This window comes from Noviherbaspirillum sp. ST9, assembly GCF_048799745.1.
Lineage (GTDB): Bacteria > Pseudomonadota > Gammaproteobacteria > Burkholderiales > Burkholderiaceae_D > Noviherbaspirillum.
In genome coordinates this window covers 195,743-213,415 of sequence record NZ_JBLWFR010000006.1, presented here as the reverse complement: position 1 = coordinate 213,415, position 17,673 = coordinate 195,743, and the positions used below count along the sequence as shown (strand labels likewise).

The window sequence follows — 17,673 nt, the reverse complement described above, 5'->3', positions numbered from 1 at the left end:
CGTGAACGTGCACTTTTTTTGTGCCTCCGAGCAACATTGTGGGGAGTGCAACGTAGACTGAATGGCATGGCTTGCTGGCAAAAACCATTGAACAAATTGCTTCGCGGCCTGTCCGATCAGTGAACCAGGGAGCGGTCCTCCACGGCGGCGGACATGACAGGCAGCATTCTCGACTGCACGCACACCGCATCGCCACTATCCGCTGTGCACTCCATGCCGCCAGACGCGGAAGGCCCGTCCTGTTGCAGTGAAAAACCGAAGCCCAATCGCGGCAAAAATCAAGAGGTGATTTGTGCCGGCGAATGGTTTAGAGTGTGTTGAACACCTCTCGCCTTGCCCGCCATAGAGCGATGGCAAGGCGCGTCGTGCCCAGTGTATGAACCGTTACCGAATGCCCATGAAACCCGTTGCACCCGGCACCGTCATCTTCCATCGCCATCGCGGATATGGCGTCATCACCTCGGTCAACCTGTTGACCGGCTGGGTGTCGGCGCGCTTCGGCGACGAGGTGCGCACGCTGGACCTGAATCTCTCGCACGATGAACTGCAGCACGCCGACGGCGAGCCGATTCGATTCCGCCGCGATGCGCCGGATCGCATGCCGCATGCGCGGCTGATGGCCATGGTGCGCGAACTGCATCGCGCGGGCTATCAGCGCCTGTACCTCTACTCCTGGCCGAAGCCGTCGGGACTGCACTGGCGCTGGCACCTGTTCACCGGACAGCGCAACTGGATCGACCGCGCCTGGCGTGAAGGCTGGTACGGCTCGGGGGCGGATTACAACTTCAATCCCGTGCTCGGCTGGGGCGACCAGCCTGGCGCGACGGCGCAGGAACTGGTGCATTCCTTTGCGCGCTTCGATCCGCAGGGATTGGCCGAGGCATTGCGCCGCGACGAGGACCATACGGAATGGTTCGACGCGGTATGCGAGGCGCTGCTGCCGAATTATGCGTACACGCTCGGATGGGATTTACGCGATGGGCCGGTGCCGGACCATCTGCCGGTGATTCCAGTGCGCCGCGGCGTGCCCGCGTATGCCGGCCCGCCTTTGCCCTGGCCTCCCGGCTGGACGAAGATCTGGACAGGTGGACGTGCGGTCGTGAAGCACAGCTTCAGAACAGATCGCGCTGCCGCCCCTTCAGACGTCGTTCGTTGACCTGCGCGAGTGAGGTTTCCCGCTTGCCGGGAAGGAGCCTCACCGCATCGCCCGCTTCCAGCGCGCCCGTCTCGATCACGCGCAAATAGAAGCCGCTGCATCCTGCCTGCAGCATCATCTTCGCCGCGTGCGAAAACCCCATCTTCGCGTTGAACTTGTAGCAGGGCTGGCGCGGGTCGGTGACCTCGAACAGGACCGAACCGGCCTGCAGGCGGTCGCCGATCCATACATCGCTTTCCAGCAAGCCTTCCAACGTCAGGTTCTCGCCCATCGAACCGAACGGCAGCAGTTCGTCGCGCTTCAATGCAGCAAGGCGTTGCGCTTTCCAGAAGGCGTAGTGCTCGACGGGATAGGCATACACCGCCTTGGCCAGGCCGCCGTGCACGCTCAGGTCCGCCTGCTCGTCGCCGTCGAGGCCGAGCTTGCCGACCGTTACCTTTCCGGCAACCGGTTTCTTGTGTATTCCGGTGACCACGCGGCGCATCTGGTCCGACTGCGGGACGAACAGATCGGCGACAGCGCCAATATTCACGCTCAGGATCTTCATGCGGCCTCCATCATGCGCCGCCGATTGGCGAGGCTGGTTGCATATAGCGACACAATGATGGCGGTGGCCATCGGGACTGCGCTATAGAAGGACAGATTGGTGGTGCCCTGCGTCGACACGATCAGGCCACCGATGAACGCACCCACTGCCTGCCCGAGATAGATCGCAGAGGAATTGAGGGATACCGAGGCCGATGCCAGCGGCGGTGCCATCGCGACCAGTCTCGCCTGCTGTGAACCGTTGATCGCAAAGCATCCCAATCCCCAGAGCAGGATCAACGCCACGGTGACCGGCAGGGAGCCACGCGTGAGCGGCCACAGCGTGATCGCGGTCAGCATGCAGCCCATCGCCACGACGCCGACACGCATCGGCCCGATGCGATCCATCACGCGTGCGCCGATGACGTTGCCGAGCACGCCGGTAATGCCGAAGCAGAGGAACATGACGCTGATGACGGTCGGCGTGGCGCCGATGAAATCCTTTAGCAGCAATGCCATGTAGGAAAACATGGTGAACATGCCGAGCGCCTGGATCGCGGTCACTGAAATCGCGAGCAGCAGCGGTGTATTGGCAAACAGCGCCTTCCATGCGGCGCGATCCATGGGGGCGATATAGAGTTTGGACGGAATCTGCATCCACACCCCGGCCGCGAACAGCGCAGCGAGCAGGCCGACCAGTCCGAAGGTGGGACGCCAGCCGATATGCGCGCCGAGATAGGCACCAATGGGGGTGCCGACCACGGCGGCGATCGACCAGCCGAGGAATACCAGCCCGATGGCCTTGCCCCGTACTTCAGGCGCCACCATGAGACCGGCAGTTGCAGCCGCCTGCGCGGTGAAGACGGCGGCGCCGAGCGCGGTCAGCATGCGTGCGGCCAGCAAAGTGTGGTAGCCCGGCGACAGCGCCGCGAGCCAGTGCATGGCCGCGTACAGCGCCAGCGATACGGTGAGCAGCTTGCGGCGTTCGATGGCGCTGGTCCAGCCAGCGAGGAAGGGGCCGGTGACGCAGATCGTCATCGCAAAGGCGGAAATCAGCATGCCCACCTGCGCCGGCGAGATGGCGAGGTCGGCGCTCAGTTCATTGAGCATGCCCGGCACGATCATGACGCCGGTGCCGATCGCGAAATTGCCGAGGGTGAGGGACCACAATCTGGTCTGCATGGGGACTCCAGGAAAGGCCTACCAGTGTAGCGAAACATGAACGACCGTGCTGAAAGCGGTCGCGCCGCACGAATTCGGGGCAGATGCATGACTGCGCGTGCGCATCCCCGGTGCATGGAGCATGCTTTCCAGCGCTTGAACGACGGCACGCCTTTTGCTGAACGGACCGCACCGTCAACCACATCAACGAGGAAGCCCATGGATCGCAACGAAGTGACCCGCAAGATCATCGAAGCCAAAGTCAGGAAGGGCCTGAAGTGGAAGGACATCGCCGAACGCATCGGCCATAGCAAGGAATGGACGACTGCGGCATGCCTCGGCCAGATGACCTTCACCAAGGCGCAGGCCGAGGCCGCGCAAGGCCTGTTCGAATTGACGGATGAGGAAGCGGCGTGGCTGCAGATCGTGCCGTACAAGGGCTCGCTGCCGACGGCGGTACCGACCGACCCGCTGATCTACCGCTGGTACGAGATCGTGAACGTGTACGGCACGACCATCAAGGAATTGATCCATGAAGAGTTCGGCGACGGCATCATGAGCGCGATCGACTTTTCAATGGACATTACGCGCGAGCCCGATCCGAAAGGCGACCGCGTCAACGTTGTGCTGTCGGGGAAGTTCCTGCCCTACAAGACTTACTGACCGGCGAAGTCACCCGCGATTGCCTCGGACATCCTTGCCGGATCAAGGTATTTCTTCAGCGCCGCGTTCACTTGTTCCGGGGTGAGCGCGGCGTAGTCCTTGTCGCGCTGCTCGCGCCAGGTCATCGTCCTTCCCCAGAAGAGGTTGTCGGCCAGCATGGCAGCCACGGTGCGTTCCTCCGTAATCGACTGCCGGCGCACGCGCAGGATCGCGCTCTTCGCGAAATCCACTTCGAGCGCGGTGTAGCCATCGGCCAGCACCTTATCCAGCTCGTCGCGCAATGCCGCCTCGAAGCGCTCCCGGTTTTGCGGCGCGAACGTGCCAGTGATGGAAATGCGGCCGTTCCGGTCGCGTGTGCCCACGCGCAATGAAGCGTTCACGCCGTAACTCAACCCCTCCTTCTCGCGCAGTCGGTTCCAGAGGCGCGTACCGGCGCGTCCGCCGAGCAATTGGATGGCCGTAAAGAGCGCGGGCGTGTCCGCATCCGTTTCCTCGAGCGCGATCGGCAGGATGGCGGCATAGGCGGCATTGGTCTTGCCGGGCATGTCGAGCACGACGTTTATTGCAGGCACGTCCTGGTAGGGCCGCGGAATGCGCGTGAAGGCATGCGGGCTGCGCCAGGCGTCGAACAGTGTGCGCAACTGTTCGGCCGCCACCGCCGCATCAAGCGGGCCGACCATGGCGAGTTCGGCATGCGCGGCGCCGGCAAACTCCCGGTAGAAGTCCTGCATGCGTTCCACCGTCGCTTCGCGTGCAGCCTGGTGCGTTTCCTGTGCCGTCCATGCGCTGCGCGGGTCATCCTTCTCATAGCGCATGGTGTGACGGGCGAGCGCAGAGTCGGCATGGGTCGCAGGATCATTCTGCCCGGCCAGGACTTGCGCGACATAAGCGCGTCGCGCCTGTTCGAACTCGTCCGTCGGGAAGGCGGGGGTTCGCACGACATCGGCCAGCAACTCCAGCATGCGCTCGAGATTTTTCCGCGGGACGTTGAAGTCGATCGCGAGACCCACCAGACTGCCGCCGGCGGGCGCAATCGCACTGACCGCCATGGAGCTGTCCATGTCCGACAGCAGGTTGTTCAGCTCGGTGCGTGAGCGCTGAGCGGTGCCCTTGAGCATCATGCTCGGCAGCAGCAGCCCATCGGCACGCCTGCCGCGCAGGGTTTCGACGCTTCCCCAGCGCAGGCGAAGCGTCCCGTTCACGCGCTCGCCCTTCGTGGCGCGCGGCAGGATGGCGAGCTTCATGCCGCCCGGCAGGATGGAGGCCTGCGTACGCGCGTCGATTTCCGCGTTGGTCATCGCAAAGGTGTCGGCGTCGACCGCTGGCGGCCGCCCGCGATAGTCCTTCAGCAGGGTGTCGAGGTCCGCCACCTGGTGCACGGGCGCGCGGACCGCCTGCGCGGTGGGAATGAAGCGTCCGCTGGTGCGGTTGCTTTGCACGAGGATGGCACGCGCGAGACGATCAACGTCGGCGGGTGTCACCTCGCCTATCCAGTCGCGCATCGCGAAACCCAGGCGCCAGTCACCGGCAGCAATCGCGTCGGTCAGGCTCATGGCCACGCCGTGCGCGTCGAGAAGCCGGCGGTTGATGGCGTTGACGATGAGTGTCTTCGCGCGCGCGACTTCCTCCTCGGCGGCGGGCGCCATCGATTCGAGCGCATCGGTCATGGCCTTCTGCGCGGTGTCGAATTCGGCACTGTCCGCAAGCAAGGCGCCCAGGTATACGAAACCCGGTTCGCGCGTCGTTTGTGTCCAGTCGAACACCGAACTGGCCAGGCCCGCCTGGACGAGTGCCTGATGCAGCCTTCCTCCCGGTGCAGCGGTGAGCACCTGTCGCAGGACCGCGAGTGCGGCGGAATCGCGGCTGCCGCCAGGCACTGCGTGGTAGGCCACGGCAATCAGCGGCGAGGCGCCGGTCCTGCGCAGCGTGACATGGCGTTCGCCCTGCTGCACCGGTTCCCGGGTGTAAGGCGGTTCAAGCGTACGGGTAGGCGCCGGCAGCGTACCGAATACAGCGGCGATGCGTCCAAGCACCGCGTCCCGGTCGATCTTCCCGGCGACGACAAGCGCGGCATTGTCCGGCTGATAGTAATGTTTGTAAAAATTCTGCAGCCGCGCGATCGACACGTTCTCGATGTCCGACTGCGTGCCGATGACGGCACGGCCGTAGGGATGCCACTGGAAGGCTGCAGCGAGCACGCCCTGATAGAGCGCGACATCGGCGCGGACGGCGGCGCGTTCGAATTCGTTGCGCACCACGGTCATCTCGCTGTCCAGGTCGCGTCGCGCGATGGAGGCGTTGACCATGGAATCGGCTAGCCAGCCGAGATACCAGTCGAGGTTGTCGCCCTCGGCGTTGAAGGTGGCGTAGTAGTTCGTGCGATCGTAGGAAGTGGTGCCGTTCCACTGCATGCCGCGCTGCGCGAACTGCGCCTTCGGGTCGGGCGTGGACGACGTGCCTTTAAAGACGAGATGCTCCAGGAGGTGGGCCATGCCGGCTTCGCCCGCACCCTCATGGCGGGATCCGACGAGGTAGACCAGGTTGACGGTGACGACGGGCCTCGCGTTGTCCGCGGCGAGCAGGATGCGCAGGCCGTTCGCCAGCCGGTATTCGTCCACGCCTTCGACCGTCGTGACATGGCGGATACCCTCGGGCAACTGGGCCCGCGCAGATGCCAGTACACCGAGGCAGGCCATACAAAGCAGCAGCGCCTTCAGTGCACGCGTCGGTTCAAGTCGTGGCATGCATCTACCGGTTCAATGCGTCGGGATTCAGGATGTTTTTCGGCGTGCCGTTGGCGAAGTCGACCACGTTCTGGAAGGCGGCGCGGAAGTACAGCTCGTAGCTGTCTTTCTCGACGTAACCGATATGCGGCGTGGCCAGCAGGGTGGGAATGGACAGCAGCGATGTCTTCGGCGGCAGGGGTTCGGATTCGAACACGTCGATGGCGGCAAAACCGGGACGGCCCCGCCTCAGCGCAGCGTCAAGCGCGCCCTCCGCAAGCAGTTCTGCCCGGCTGGTGTTGACGAGCAGGGCGGACGGTTTCATCCGGTTCAGGTCTTCTTCCGTGACGAGACCGCGCGTGACGTCGCTGAGCCGAAGGTGCAGGGACAGCACGTCCGACTGCGCGAAGAAGGCTTCGCGCGAATCTGCCGCTGAATAGCCGAGCTGCCGGGCGGCATCGCGGCTGGCTTCGCTGCCCCAGACCATCACGTGCATGCCGAAGGCCTTGCCATAGCCCGCGACCAGCCGGCCGATGCGCCCGAGGCCCCAGATGCCGAGCGTCCTGCCCTTGAGCACGGTGCCCAGCGTGTTGAGTTCCGGATTGATCGAAGCCGTCTGCCACAAGCCATCGCGCAGGTTGGCGGCGTACTGCGGGACTTTCCGAGAAGACGCCATGATCAGCGCCCAGGTCAGCTCGGCCGGCGCGGTCGGGTCGCCCACGCCTTCGGCGATCGCAATACCGTTTTCGGTGGCCGTCGCGACATCGATGTGACCGCTCACCTTGCCGGTCTGCGAGATGAGCTTGAGCATGGGCAGCTTGCCGAGCAGCTGGCGGTTGAAGACAGTGCGTTCACGGATCAGGACCAGCGCATCGAAGTCCTTTAGACGCAGCGCAAGCTGTACTACACCTTTTGCGCTGTTCGTGAACACTTTGACATCATGCCCCTCTAACAGGCGGAAGCAATCGAGGTGCCGGACGCAGTCCTGGTAATCGTCGAGGATGGCTATTTTCATATGTTCTTGCCGAGGTTGTCATAAAACCGTAGCAAAGATACGAGTCTTGGAAGAAAGGGGAAATACCTACTACAAAACTCAACTATTTTTCCTACAATTTTGTTGTAAATCATTGAGCCGAGGGGTTGCGCCGTGTACAATCAGTAACTTATATGTCGTCACTCCCTCTGGAGCTGACGCCCCCACCAGCCCGACCATTATTCCATTTTTCGGGCAGCGCGGTCCTACATCATGACCGCCTTCGACATGACCGCCGTACCGCTAGACCACTGCACTAGCCGAGCCAAAAGCTGACGACGATCCTGCCGCACCGGGACAAGACAGGTTTCTTTATTGGCATTGGAGGTAGTTTTTTATGAACCAACCCGTTATGGGAGGCATTGCAGCTTTGAATGCACCAACTTACGTCAAGAACCAGAAGCTGATCAACTGGGTTGCCGAAATCGCGGCGCTGACCAAGCCCGAAAGCATCACCTGGTGCGACGGCTCCCAGGAAGAATACGATCGGCTGTGCGCGGAAATGGTCGCCGCCGGCACCATGAAGAAGCTGAACGACGCCAAGCGCCCGAACAGCTACCTGGCCTGCTCCGACCCGTCGGATGTGGCGCGCGTCGAAGACCGCACCTTCATCTGCTCTGAAAAAGAGGAAGACGCCGGCCCGACCAATAACTGGATGGCGCCCGCTGAAATGCGCGTGACGCTGAACGGGCTGTTCGACGGCTGCATGCGCGGCCGCACCATGTACGTGGTGCCGTTCTCCATGGGCCCGCTGGGTTCCCCGATCGCCCACATCGGCATCGAACTGTCCGACTCCCCGTACGTCGTCGTCAACATGCGCATCATGACCCGCATGGGCAAGGCCGTGTACGACGTGCTTGGCGCCGAAGGCGAGTTCGTGCCCTGCGTGCACACGGTCGGCAAGCCGCTGGCCGCCGGTGAGAAGGATGTGGCATGGCCGTGCAACCAGACCAAGTACATCGTCCACTATCCGGAAACCCGTGAAATCTGGTCCTTCGGCTCCGGCTACGGCGGCAACGCGCTGCTGGGCAAGAAGTGCTTCGCGCTGCGCATCGCGTCCACCATGGGCCGCGACCAGGGCTGGCTGGCCGAACACATGCTGATCCTCGGCGTGGAATCGCCGGAAGGCAAGAAACACTACGTGGCTGCCGCCTTCCCGTCGGCCTGCGGCAAGACCAACTTCGCGATGTTGATCCCACCGAAGGCCTTCAACGGCTGGAAGGTCACCACCATCGGCGACGACATCGCCTGGATCAAGCCGGGCAAGGATGGCCGCCTGTACGCGATCAACCCGGAAGCCGGCTACTTTGGCGTAGCCCCGGGCACCAACACCGCGACCAACTCCAACTGCATGTCCTCGCTAACGGCGAACACCATCTTCACCAACGTCGCGCTGACCGACGACGGCGACGTGTGGTGGGAAGGCATGACCAAGGAACCGCCGGCACACGCCATCGACTGGCAGGGCAAGGACTGGACGCCTGAAATCGCCAAGGAAACCGGCCGCAAGGCTGCGCATCCGAACGCGCGCTTCACGGTTGCCGCCACCCAGAACCCCGTGATCGACCCGGCATGGGACGATCCGGCTGGTGTGCCGATCTCGGCCTTCATCTTCGGCGGCCGCCGTTCGACCACCGTGCCGCTGGTCACCGAAGCCCGTAACTGGGTCGAAGGCGTCTACATGGCTGCGACCATGGGCTCCGAAACCACCGCTGCAGCTGCCGGCCAGCAGGGCGTGGTGCGCCGCGACCCGTTCGCGATGCTGCCGTTCATGGGCTACAACATGAGCGACTACTTCCAGCACTGGCTGAACATCGGCAAGAAGATTGCCGCTTCGCCGGCCGAGCTGCCGAAGATCTTCTGCGTGAACTGGTTCCGCACCGACGAAAACGGCAAGTTCGTGTGGCCGGGCTTCGGCGACAACATGCGCGTGCTGAAGTGGATGCTGGATCGCATCGAAGGCAAGGCAGGCGGCAGCGAAAACATCTTCGGTGTCACCCCGCGCTACGAAGACCTGAAGTGGGACGGCCTGGAATTCACCCAGGCACAGTTCGACCGCATCACGTCGATCGACAAGGCCGCCTGGGAAGCCGAGCTGAAGCTGCATGCCGAGCTGTTCGACAAGCTGAAGTACCATCTGCCGAGCGAACTGGAGTCGACCAAAGCGCAGCTGGAAAAGCGCCTGGCGGCATAACGCCTGCAGATTTCCCGCCCGGCTCGCCGGGCAGGAGTTGAAAAACGGCCGGATATTCCGGCCGTTTTTTTTCGCGTATCGGCAGCGTGATGGAGGTGCCGAACGGCAAGGAATTTGTTACGCCTTGTCAGCTTTGGCGAGGAATTCGTCTACGTCTATACTGGTTTAAGGTGGAATAAAACCGAGAGCCTTCCAAGAATTAAACGCCAAGCTACGTAGTAAGCGCTTGCACCCATAAGTAAAGGATGAAAAGTTGCCATACGGCAAGTAACGTTTCCTTACAATTGAGATCTTGCCGTACGGCAATATTGTGCAAGAATGAAGCGGTGGTCTGGTTTACTGGACATACTCTCTCTATCTCACTCGATGCGGCAACGCCATGGTTCCCCACGCAACACCGACCGATGCGCCCGGCGCAAACCCGATTCCGCCTTCCCTGCGGATCGAGGTATTGCAGGAGCTCGCGGACACGGCGGCGAACCTGGCCAACAAGCAGATTGATGGATTCATCACGCGCATGGCCGATGCGCTGGCCGCAGAGGCGAAGTCGTCCGGCGATGCGCAGCAGGCGAAGCTGCTCAATGCCTCGGCCGCGCTTCTCAAGCGCAATCGCTATCCCTTCTATTACGTGATGTCCGAAAGGCTCGGCGCCGCACTGCATAACGAAGTGCTGGCCGCCGAATACCCCGGCACGGTCCAGGAATCGGCCGCCGTCCCCGCGTCGTTGCCGCCGGAAATCGAAGTGGACAAGAAGCTGTGCCTGATCAAGGCCGCGCGCGCCATTGAAGGTGAGAACAATACCCGCCTGACCGCGCTCAATATCCGCTTGGCCTCACTGCTCGGGCGCGAAACCCTGCAGACGGCCCACAATCCGTTCCGCCCGCACGTCTTCCTGTCGGTGATCCACGAATCCTGGTGCGAATTCCAGCCGGATGCCGGCGCGCACCACCTGGTGTACCGCGTGCTCGGGCCGGCACTGTGCCTCGACCTCGCGCCGGTACTGCATGCGCTGAACATGTCGCTGATCAAGCGGGGTATCGTGCCGCACTTGCCGGCGTCGGCACTGGTTGCCACGCTTGACGAAGAAAAAAAATCCTCGCCGGGCCAGGATGAAGCGGCACTGGACCCGGTGACGCGTCAATTGCGCCGCCTGTTCCCTGCGGAAGAAAAGAAGACCGCGGGAACGGCCGAGCGCGCGCTGCCGACCGATTTTCCTTCGCTGTTTGCCGAAGAGGCGTTGCAGGCGACAGCATCGCGCAATGAGCTCATGGGTTTCCTGTCGGCGGTGCAGCGGAGCATTGCGACGCACGCGCCCGCAGCCGGAAAGCCTGTCACACCGTTCTATGTCGAGATTCTCGACCGCATCCGCAGGGATGCCCCCGTCGGTGCGCTGACGGCGACGGACACGAGCGTCATCAACCTGCTCAAGAAAATTTTCGGCATGGTGTTCGCCGACGAGCATATCGCGGATGAAATGAAGGCGATGATCGGTTCGCTGCAGGTGCCGGTCCTGAAGGCGGCGGTGCAGGACAAGGATTTCTTTTTCAAGGCAGGACACCCGGCGCGTCGCGTGGTGGACCTGATGGCCAGGCTGGCCGTCGGCTGGGACACCCGCAAGGGCAACGCCGACCCGCTCTTCGTCGTCATCGAGCGCAGCGTCAAACGCATCCAGCAGGAATCCGAGCAGCGCATGGCGGTCTTCGCCGACGTCGCGACGGAACTGACGGCCTTCATCAAGCGCGACGACACCGCGACCGAGCAGGTGCTGGCCAATTCCATCGGCAACGCGCTGCAGCAGGAAAAGCACGACCAGTGCCTGAAAGCGGCAAAGAACGAGGTTGCCATGCGTGTCGGCACCGGCGAAGTCGTCGCTTTCGTCGAGACCTTCCTCGAAGACAAATGGGTGCGCGTGCTCACGCTTGCCTACGGCGTGAAGGATGACAAGCCGCAGGCGGCGGATAGCGCCATCAGGACCATGGACGACCTCTGCTGGAGCGTAAAGCCGAAAATCACGGCCGCCGAGCGCAAGGAACTCCTGGCCAAGCTGCCGCCCATGATCGCCATGCTCAACAAGTGGCTGGACCTGATCAAGTGGCACGGCGACGACCGCGAACGCTTCTTCAAGGAACTGGCTGAATGCCACGCTTCCATCGTGCGCGCCCCGCTCGAGTTGTCGCCGGAACGCCAGATGCAGATTGCCCTGGCGGTCGCCAAGCAGGCGGCAGAACGTCGCGCGCAGCGCCAGGCGACGCGGCAACCGGATCCCGAACCGGATCAATTCGACCAAATCGTCGACGGGCTCGAACGCGGCACCTGGATGGAATTCACGCGCAAGGATGGTACGGCAATGAAGATCAAGCTGGCCTGGGTCAGCCCGACGCGCGGCCTCTACCTGTTCTCCACCAGGGACCGGCAGGAGGCGCTCTCGATCTCCGCCGAAGCACTCGCGCAGGCGCTGCGCGAAGAGCGCGCCAAGGTGGTGTCCCTCACCGGACTGGTGGGTCGTGCGCTCGCGTCAGTCTTCGGTGCGGACGGCTCAAACGACCACACGATGGAAGCGAAGTCAGCGGCATAGTGTGCGGTTTTCCCCACGGCGCGACAGGTCACTGGTCGCGCCTCTTTTTTTCCCGATCGCCGGTTTTTGCATCACATTTTTCGATAAGTCCGCCCTTGCATGGCGCGGCGCGGAACTGGGCGGGCGTTTGCGCACCTAAGCAAACCGTTATGCGGTTTATTTGGGAGAAATCCGTTGGCGCAGGAAGAAGGCAACAAGAACATCACCCTCGATGACTTGCTGGAGCTCGTGGAGTCGGCGGCGCGTACCATCGAGCGTCTGCAGGCGGTGAATGCGTCGCTGACGCAGCAAGTGCGCGACGCGGAAACTGCCGCGCAACGTGCCGTCTCGGATGCCGAGGACAAGGCGCGCCAGCTGGAAGCCATGGAGAAAGCCGACGCCGCGTTGCGCGAGGATGCGGAGTGGTGCCGCTGGTTCAAGGAAAGGTATGGCGCGTCGACCTTTTTCTCGCATATCGAGCGCGAATATCAACAGACGCATGGAACAGTCGATCCTGTCCCGCGCGTTCCGCAATCAGGCATTGCGCCGGACGCTTCCTGATTGCTTCACGGGGGCAGCAACCTGTTGCGTGCCCTTTGAAAACACGATCGGCGCGGCACATTCGTGCTTCAGTCCGTGGCAGCTGCGATACGCTTCGCGTATGTCGGCCAGATCGGCATCCACGTCGCCGGTGAGCGTCGCATAGCTGACCAGCCGCACTTCCCTGGCAGCATAATCAAAGGTGGCCATGCCGAGCGGTACGCCGGCGGTGACCGCAATATGGTAGAACCCGCTGCGCCAGGCGTCGCGGTACTTGCGCGTGCCTTCCGGCGCCAGCGCCAGCCAGTATTCGTCGGCCGACCTGATCTGCGCCGCCAGGCGTTCGATCGCGCCGGTGCTGGTGCCGCGTTCGATCGGCTCGCCGCCCCAGGCGCGGAACAGCGGGCCCAGCAACGCGCCGCACGCGCCCTTGAACAGCGCTTCCTTTCCCAGCCAGCGGAAATGGATGCCCATCGCCCATTTGGCGAGCAGGCCGATGATGAAATCCCAGTTCGAGGTATGCGGGTAGACAATGACGACGCCGCGCGGGCCGGGCAGCGGGGCAAAATTGACGCGCCAGCCGAAGAGGGCAAGCATGCGCACGGCACATCGCTGCCAGCGCGTGCTCACGTTGGATGGGGTGAGGTAATGATCAGCCATGACGACGCATTATCCGCCCATTCATTGCTTGCTGGAAAGGCGAAGTGAACGGCGCGCCACAGTTGTTGTCATGACTGCATGGGCGTATTCATGCTTAAATCTGCAACTTCTGACATTTCCAACAAGGAATCCCATGGCCGGAGCCAGCCTGTTAGCCCTGCTTGACGACATCGCCACCATCCTCGATGACGTGGCCGCGATGACCAAGGTCGCCGCGAAGAAAACAGCCGGTGTGCTCGGCGACGACTTGGCGCTTAATGCGCAGCAGGTGTCGGGCGTGCAAGCCGATCGCGAGTTGCCCGTCGTGTGGGCGGTGGCCAAGGGCTCACTGAAGAACAAGGCGATCCTTGTGCCGGCTGCATTGGCCATCAGTGCCTTTGCGCCGTGGGCGGTGACGCCCCTGCTGATGATCGGCGGCGCCTTCCTTTGCTATGAAGGCTTCGAAAAAATCGCACACAAATTCCTGCACAGCAAACACGAAGACGACGCGCATCACGCCGAGCGCGTCAGCGCGCTGGCCAACCCGTCGGTGGACATTGTCGCGTTCGAGAAGGAGAAGGTGCAGGGCGCGGTGCGCACCGACTTCATCCTGTCGGCGGAAATCATCGTGATCGCACTCGGCACCGTGGCCGACGCCTCCTTCGCGCAGCGCGTTGCCGTGCTGGTCGGCGTGGCCGCGATCATGACTGTCGGCGTGTATGGCCTGGTCGCGGGCATCGTCAAGCTCGACGATGCGGGGCTTTACTTGAGCAAAGGCGGGAGCGGCCTGCGCCAGGCCATCGGTCGCCTGCTGCTGCGCATCGCGCCCGCGCTGATGAAGACGCTCTCGGTGCTTGGTACGGCGGCCATGTTCATGGTTGGCGGCGGCATCCTTGCGCACGGCATCCCGGCTGTGCATCACCTTGTCGAAAGCGCGGCGCATGCGACGGGGGCGCTGGAGCCGGTGACCTCGGCGCTGGGCAACGGCGTTGCGGGAGTGATTGCCGGCGGCATCGTGCTCGCGGTGGTGAGTGCTGTTCAGCGCGTCTTCCGCAAGACAGCCCGCTCCTGATTCAAAAACCGGAACGGTAGGGCTTCCCTTCGTCGAAGCGGCTCTGCCAATGCCGCAGGTAGGACGCCGCGAGCACGGCGTTGTGCCATACCACGAGCACATTCTCGCTGTTCGAACCTGCCGCTGCCTGCGAGTAATTGAACGAGCCGGTCTGCACATGCAGGCCGTCGCTGATGATGTACTTGTCGTGGTGGATGGCATACTCGCCGTTCGTGCGCACAGGAATGCCCGCGTTGACCAGCAGGTTGAGCGCGGCGAGGCCCGACTTGGTTGCATTGCCCTTTTCGTCGACGACGAGCCGCACGTCGACCCCGCGTCTGCCGGCATCGACGAGCGCGCGCACGACCTTCGGCGATGTGAAGGAATAAGCGGCAAGGCGAATGCTCTTGCGCGACGCATGGATGACCTTCAGCACCAGACGTTCCGCACTGCCCTCGGGCGAATAGCCTGCTTCGACCTGCGCGCTCGCGGGCGCGGTATCGGTGCGCGCCTGGATGGCGCGCGAAATTTCATCGACCAGCGTCGGCTGGCGTGCGTGGACATCGAGTGCGCAGAGAAGCACCAGGGCAGGGAGCAAATTCATCATCATGGCGCTGTGAGTCGCTCCCGCCCGCAGAGTTCCCTTCGGCAACAACAATCATCCCCATGTGCCCGTCCCTTCAAGATGGGGCGACGCTTCCTTCAGGCGCCATCGCATCGGCAGGGCACCCGGACGAAATACATGGTGTTGGGTCTGGAAGCGCATCACGCGCTTCGCGCCGGCGAGACGCGCGACGTCGGGACCATCCCAGTCGGTGCCGGCCGTTCCGCTCAAGTGCAGCAGGTCGCCGCGCGCGAAGTCGATGAAAAGCAGGCCGGCCCTGCCGTCGGCAGCAAGGTTGCCGATGGTGTTGAAGAAGTTGTTTCCCTGGAAGTCGGGCCACGCGAGCATGCCGCTTTCGTCGATATGCACGAAGCCGGGACGGCCGCCGCGATGGGAAACGTCGGCGCCATGGGCAGGGCTGTTTTCCACCCCGGTGCCCGTCGCAATGAAGAAGGTGTCCGCGCGCCCGATGAGCGCGGTTGCAGCGTCCGGCAGTAGTGCACCTCCGTGCGTCACGGGTTTGGGCTGGGCTGCGGGACTGTCGTCCAGTTCGCGCGTCTGGATGTACTTCGCGCAGTTGCCGAAGCTTTGCGCCAGCGCGAAGTCGAATCCGCGCGCATCGAGGGACGCGACGGTTCCGTTGGCGCGATTACGGCGCCGTGTCTCGAACTGCAGTCCCAACAGGCCGATCGCCTTGCCAGGCTGAAGCGCTGACGCCAGTGGGTCGTCCTTCGCGGGCAACGCATCGACGCGCAGCGCCGCCTGCGCCGGCGAGGAAACGAAACCCGGCGGCCCCGTGAGCACGGACGCCCAGAGGCGACCGTTTTCATCCTCCGCCCCTGCAAACAGCGTCGGCAGCAGCGGAAAAAATTCCCGGTGCTGCTCGGGCATGAAATCGCGCAGCACCACCGCGCCTACCTTTTCCATCTGTGCGCGCACGCCGGCACGCACCTGCGCCGCCTGCTCGCCGGGATGGAAGGGTGCGGCCCTGTTCGCGGCTTCGTTCATTTCAGGCTGCCTTTGCCGCCAGCGGCGGCAGTTCGATCATCGGCAGGAAGCCGGATAGCGCCTCGATGCGCGCGAGCCAGGCACGGATGGCGGGATACGGGTCGAGTGCGATGTCGCCTTCCGGCGCGCGGGCGATATAGCTGTAACCGGCCACGTCAGCGATCGTTACACGCTCGCCGAGGAGGAAGGCGCGGGACTGCAATTCACTCTCCAGCACACGGAACAGGCGCTCGGTACGCCGCAATGCGGCTTCCATGTCGACTGGCGCCCCGAAGCGCTTGCCGAGCCGTGCGGTTGCCGGGCCGAAGGCAATTTCGCTGGCCGCCACCGACAGCCAGCGCTGCACCTGCGCCGCGCCGGCAGGGTCGCGCGGGAGCCAGTGCGGCTCACCGTATTTCGTTGCGAGGTACACGAGGATCGCATTCGAGTCCGCGATCACCACGCCGTTGTCGTCGATGGCCGGCACCTGGCCGAAGGGATTCACCTTGAGGAATTCCGGCGTTTTGTTCTGGCCGGCACGCAGGTCGATATCGATTGGCGCGTACGCCAGGCCGAGCAGGGACAGGAACAGTTCCGCGCGGTGCGCGTGGCCGGAAATGAGGCTGCGGTAGAGCTTGATGGGCGGGTTCGGATGCATGTCGGATCTCCTTCGTTGTCGGGAGAACCGATTGTGCCTCGGGCCGATTGCTGAATAAATGGCAGCAAATGAAGCAGATTACTTCATAATTTGAAGTAATATTTTCGAGCTTGGGACACCATGGACAAACTGCGCGGCATCCAGACCTTCATCGCCATCGCCGACCGCGGCAGCCTGACGGCGGCGGCAGTGTCCCTCGACACGTCACTGCCGACGGTCGTACGGCGGCTGGCGGAGCTGGAGGACAAGCTCGGCGTACGCCTGTTCAATCGCACCACGCGCCGCATCCACCTGACCGATGAAGGGCATCGCTACCTTGCCATTTGCCGCCAGGCGCTCGGACAACTGGAAGAGGCGGAAGACACGCTGTTTGATGCACGGGCCACGCCGGCCGGCAAGCTGGTCATCACCATGCCGGTCTTCTTCGGACGCCTGCACGTTGCGCCGCTGGTCCACGCCTTCATGCGGCTGCATCCGGCCGTCACGGTGGACATGCTGATGCTCGACCGCAGCATCGACCTGATCGAGGAAGGCGTGGATCTTGCCGTGCGCATCGGCCATCTCGCCGATTCGACCTTGCATGCGGTTCCCGTGGCGTCGCTGCGCCGCGTCATCTGCGGCAGCCCGGACTACCTGAAGGCGAACGGCGTCCCGCGCCATCCTGCGGATCTTGAGAAGCACGCCAGCATCCGCTTTACCGGGCGGAGCGTGCTCAGCGAGTGGCAGTTCCGCGAAAACGGCCGGCTGGTGGGAGTAAGGGTTCCGCCACGCATCTCCACCAACTCGGTGGAAGCGGCCGTCGACGCCTGCTGCGACGGGGTGGCGCTGGGTGCCTTCCTGTCCTATCAGGTCCAGGACGCCGTGCGCCAGGGGCGGCTCAAGCCCGTGCTGCGAAAATTCGAGACCGATCCCCTTCCGGTGTCCATCGTGTATCCGCATGGCAGACTGATGCCCGCGCGGGTGCGCGCTTTTATTGATCTTGCCGTGCCCCGTTTGCGTGCACAGGACTTCACCCGGCTGTAGAGAAACCAAAAGTGTCACTGATTTGAAACCAATACTTTCTATTTGGCAAGTCTGTAGCGGAAGCCCCTGAACATTTTATTGACATAACTCAATGAAGTGCGATTTCGCAAACTTCCGCTGCACTGCAGCAAATAATGTACCGTAGGATTTCGGATAGCCCCA

At 63.1% G+C, this 17,673-nt stretch carries 15 protein-coding genes; 7 read left to right on the top strand and 8 right to left on the bottom strand.

Annotated features, from left to right (window positions below):
* Nucleotides 1-397: 397 nt before the first annotated feature.
* On the top strand, nt 398-1,156 hold the full coding sequence (locus ACNOHI_RS15385) for an L-asparaginase (protein WP_420475559.1): 759 nt from the start codon (nt 398-400) through the stop codon (nt 1,154-1,156).
* Here ACNOHI_RS15385 and ACNOHI_RS15380 read toward each other — a convergent pair.
* Both ACNOHI_RS15380 and ACNOHI_RS15375 read right to left on the bottom strand, forming a co-directional pair.
* The gene (locus ACNOHI_RS15380) at nt 1,113-1,703 is read right to left on the bottom strand and encodes an MOSC domain-containing protein (RefSeq protein WP_420475558.1); all 591 of its coding nucleotides are present in this window, start codon (nt 1,701-1,703) and stop codon (nt 1,113-1,115) included. The genes ACNOHI_RS15385 and ACNOHI_RS15380 overlap by 44 nt on opposite strands.
* The gene (locus ACNOHI_RS15375) at nt 1,700-2,863 is read right to left on the bottom strand and encodes an MFS transporter (RefSeq protein WP_420475557.1); all 1,164 of its coding nucleotides are present in this window, start codon (nt 2,861-2,863) and stop codon (nt 1,700-1,702) included. The genes ACNOHI_RS15380 and ACNOHI_RS15375 overlap by 4 nt, the downstream gene beginning before the upstream one ends.
* Before the next feature lie 198 nt (nt 2,864-3,061).
* On the opposite strand from ACNOHI_RS15375, the gene cynS reads away from it, so the two are divergent.
* The gene (cynS, locus tag ACNOHI_RS15370) at nt 3,062-3,505 is read left to right on the top strand and encodes a cyanase (RefSeq protein WP_420475556.1); all 444 of its coding nucleotides are present in this window, start codon (nt 3,062-3,064) and stop codon (nt 3,503-3,505) included.
* Here the strand turns inward: cynS and ACNOHI_RS15365 are convergent.
* Both ACNOHI_RS15365 and ACNOHI_RS15360 read right to left on the bottom strand, forming a co-directional pair.
* Nucleotides 3,499-6,249: a M16 family metallopeptidase gene (locus ACNOHI_RS15365; protein ID WP_420475555.1), complete on the bottom strand. Its 2,751-nt coding sequence runs from the start codon at nt 6,247-6,249 to the stop codon at nt 3,499-3,501. The genes cynS and ACNOHI_RS15365 overlap by 7 nt on opposite strands.
* Before the next feature lie 4 nt (nt 6,250-6,253).
* Complete coding sequence (locus ACNOHI_RS15360) at nt 6,254-7,243, bottom strand: D-2-hydroxyacid dehydrogenase family protein (RefSeq protein ID WP_420475554.1); 990 nt, start codon at nt 7,241-7,243, stop codon at nt 6,254-6,256.
* Nucleotides 7,244-7,598: 355 nt separating this feature from the next.
* Between ACNOHI_RS15360 and ACNOHI_RS15355 the strand changes: the two genes are divergently transcribed.
* From ACNOHI_RS15355 to ACNOHI_RS15345, 3 genes are all read left to right on the top strand, one after another.
* Nucleotides 7,599-9,455 carry a phosphoenolpyruvate carboxykinase (GTP) gene (locus ACNOHI_RS15355; RefSeq protein ID WP_420475553.1) on the top strand — a complete coding sequence of 619 codons (1,857 nt, stop codon included), beginning with the start codon at nt 7,599-7,601 and terminating at the stop codon, nt 9,453-9,455.
* A 379-nt stretch (nt 9,456-9,834) separates the two neighbouring features.
* The gene (locus ACNOHI_RS15350) at nt 9,835-12,030 is read left to right on the top strand and encodes a DUF1631 family protein (RefSeq protein ID WP_420475552.1); all 2,196 of its coding nucleotides are present in this window, start codon (nt 9,835-9,837) and stop codon (nt 12,028-12,030) included.
* 174 nt (nt 12,031-12,204) lie between these two features.
* The gene (locus ACNOHI_RS15345; protein ID WP_420475551.1) at nt 12,205-12,570 is read left to right on the top strand and encodes a hypothetical protein; all 366 of its coding nucleotides are present in this window, start codon (nt 12,205-12,207) and stop codon (nt 12,568-12,570) included.
* Here ACNOHI_RS15345 and ACNOHI_RS15340 read toward each other — a convergent pair.
* Nucleotides 12,544-13,209, bottom strand: a complete 666-nt coding sequence (locus ACNOHI_RS15340; protein WP_420475550.1) for a 1-acyl-sn-glycerol-3-phosphate acyltransferase — start codon at nt 13,207-13,209, stop codon at nt 12,544-12,546. The genes ACNOHI_RS15345 and ACNOHI_RS15340 overlap by 27 nt on opposite strands.
* Nucleotides 13,210-13,342: 133 nt before the next feature.
* Between ACNOHI_RS15340 and ACNOHI_RS15335 the strand changes: the two genes are divergently transcribed.
* A complete protein-coding gene (locus tag ACNOHI_RS15335) occupies nt 13,343-14,260 on the top strand; it encodes a DUF808 domain-containing protein (RefSeq protein ID WP_420475549.1) in 918 nt (305 codons plus the stop codon).
* A gap of 1 nt (nt 14,261) precedes the next feature.
* Here ACNOHI_RS15335 and ACNOHI_RS15330 read toward each other — a convergent pair whose 3' ends face one another.
* From ACNOHI_RS15330 to ACNOHI_RS15320, 3 genes are read right to left on the bottom strand one after another with little or no spacing between them, the layout of a single operon-like run.
* Entirely contained in the window at nt 14,262-14,846 is a 585-nt protein-coding gene (locus tag ACNOHI_RS15330; protein ID WP_420475788.1) for a phospholipase D family protein, read from the bottom strand.
* Between the two features lie 51 nt (nt 14,847-14,897).
* The gene (locus ACNOHI_RS15325) at nt 14,898-15,851 is read right to left on the bottom strand and encodes a pyridoxamine 5'-phosphate oxidase family protein (RefSeq protein ID WP_420475548.1); all 954 of its coding nucleotides are present in this window, start codon (nt 15,849-15,851) and stop codon (nt 14,898-14,900) included.
* A 1-nt stretch (nt 15,852) separates the two neighbouring features.
* Nucleotides 15,853-16,488, bottom strand: a complete 636-nt coding sequence (locus ACNOHI_RS15320) for a glutathione S-transferase family protein (protein ID WP_420475547.1) — start codon at nt 16,486-16,488, stop codon at nt 15,853-15,855.
* A gap of 120 nt (nt 16,489-16,608) precedes the next feature.
* Between ACNOHI_RS15320 and ACNOHI_RS15315 the strand changes: the two genes are divergently transcribed.
* Nucleotides 16,609-17,511, top strand: coding sequence for a LysR substrate-binding domain-containing protein (locus tag ACNOHI_RS15315; RefSeq protein ID WP_420475546.1), 903 nt, complete (start codon nt 16,609-16,611; stop codon nt 17,509-17,511).
* Nucleotides 17,512-17,673: the final 162 nt, after the last annotated feature.

Coding starts and splice junctions, on each gene's coding strand:
- ACNOHI_RS15340 (WP_420475550.1), bottom strand. CDS start 13,209: ATGGCTGATCATTACCTCACCCCATCCAACGTGAGCACGCGCTGGCAG.
- ACNOHI_RS15355 (WP_420475553.1), top strand. CDS start 7,599: ATGAACCAACCCGTTATGGGAGGCATTGCAGCTTTGAATGCACCAACT.
- ACNOHI_RS15350 (WP_420475552.1), top strand. CDS start 9,835: ATGGTTCCCCACGCAACACCGACCGATGCGCCCGGCGCAAACCCGATT.
- ACNOHI_RS15365 (WP_420475555.1), bottom strand. CDS start 6,249: ATGCCACGACTTGAACCGACGCGTGCACTGAAGGCGCTGCTGCTTTGT.
- cynS (WP_420475556.1), top strand. CDS start 3,062: ATGGATCGCAACGAAGTGACCCGCAAGATCATCGAAGCCAAAGTCAGG.
- ACNOHI_RS15360 (WP_420475554.1), bottom strand. CDS start 7,243: ATGAAAATAGCCATCCTCGACGATTACCAGGACTGCGTCCGGCACCTC.
- ACNOHI_RS15330 (WP_420475788.1), bottom strand. CDS start 14,846: ATGATGAATTTGCTCCCTGCCCTGGTGCTTCTCTGCGCACTCGATGTC.
- ACNOHI_RS15375 (WP_420475557.1), bottom strand. CDS start 2,863: ATGCAGACCAGATTGTGGTCCCTCACCCTCGGCAATTTCGCGATCGGC.
- ACNOHI_RS15385 (WP_420475559.1), top strand. CDS start 398: ATGAAACCCGTTGCACCCGGCACCGTCATCTTCCATCGCCATCGCGGA.
- ACNOHI_RS15325 (WP_420475548.1), bottom strand. CDS start 15,851: ATGAACGAAGCCGCGAACAGGGCCGCACCCTTCCATCCCGGCGAGCAG.
- ACNOHI_RS15315 (WP_420475546.1), top strand. CDS start 16,609: ATGGACAAACTGCGCGGCATCCAGACCTTCATCGCCATCGCCGACCGC.
- ACNOHI_RS15320 (WP_420475547.1), bottom strand. CDS start 16,488: ATGCATCCGAACCCGCCCATCAAGCTCTACCGCAGCCTCATTTCCGGC.
- ACNOHI_RS15380 (WP_420475558.1), bottom strand. CDS start 1,703: ATGAAGATCCTGAGCGTGAATATTGGCGCTGTCGCCGATCTGTTCGTC.
- ACNOHI_RS15335 (WP_420475549.1), top strand. CDS start 13,343: ATGGCCGGAGCCAGCCTGTTAGCCCTGCTTGACGACATCGCCACCATC.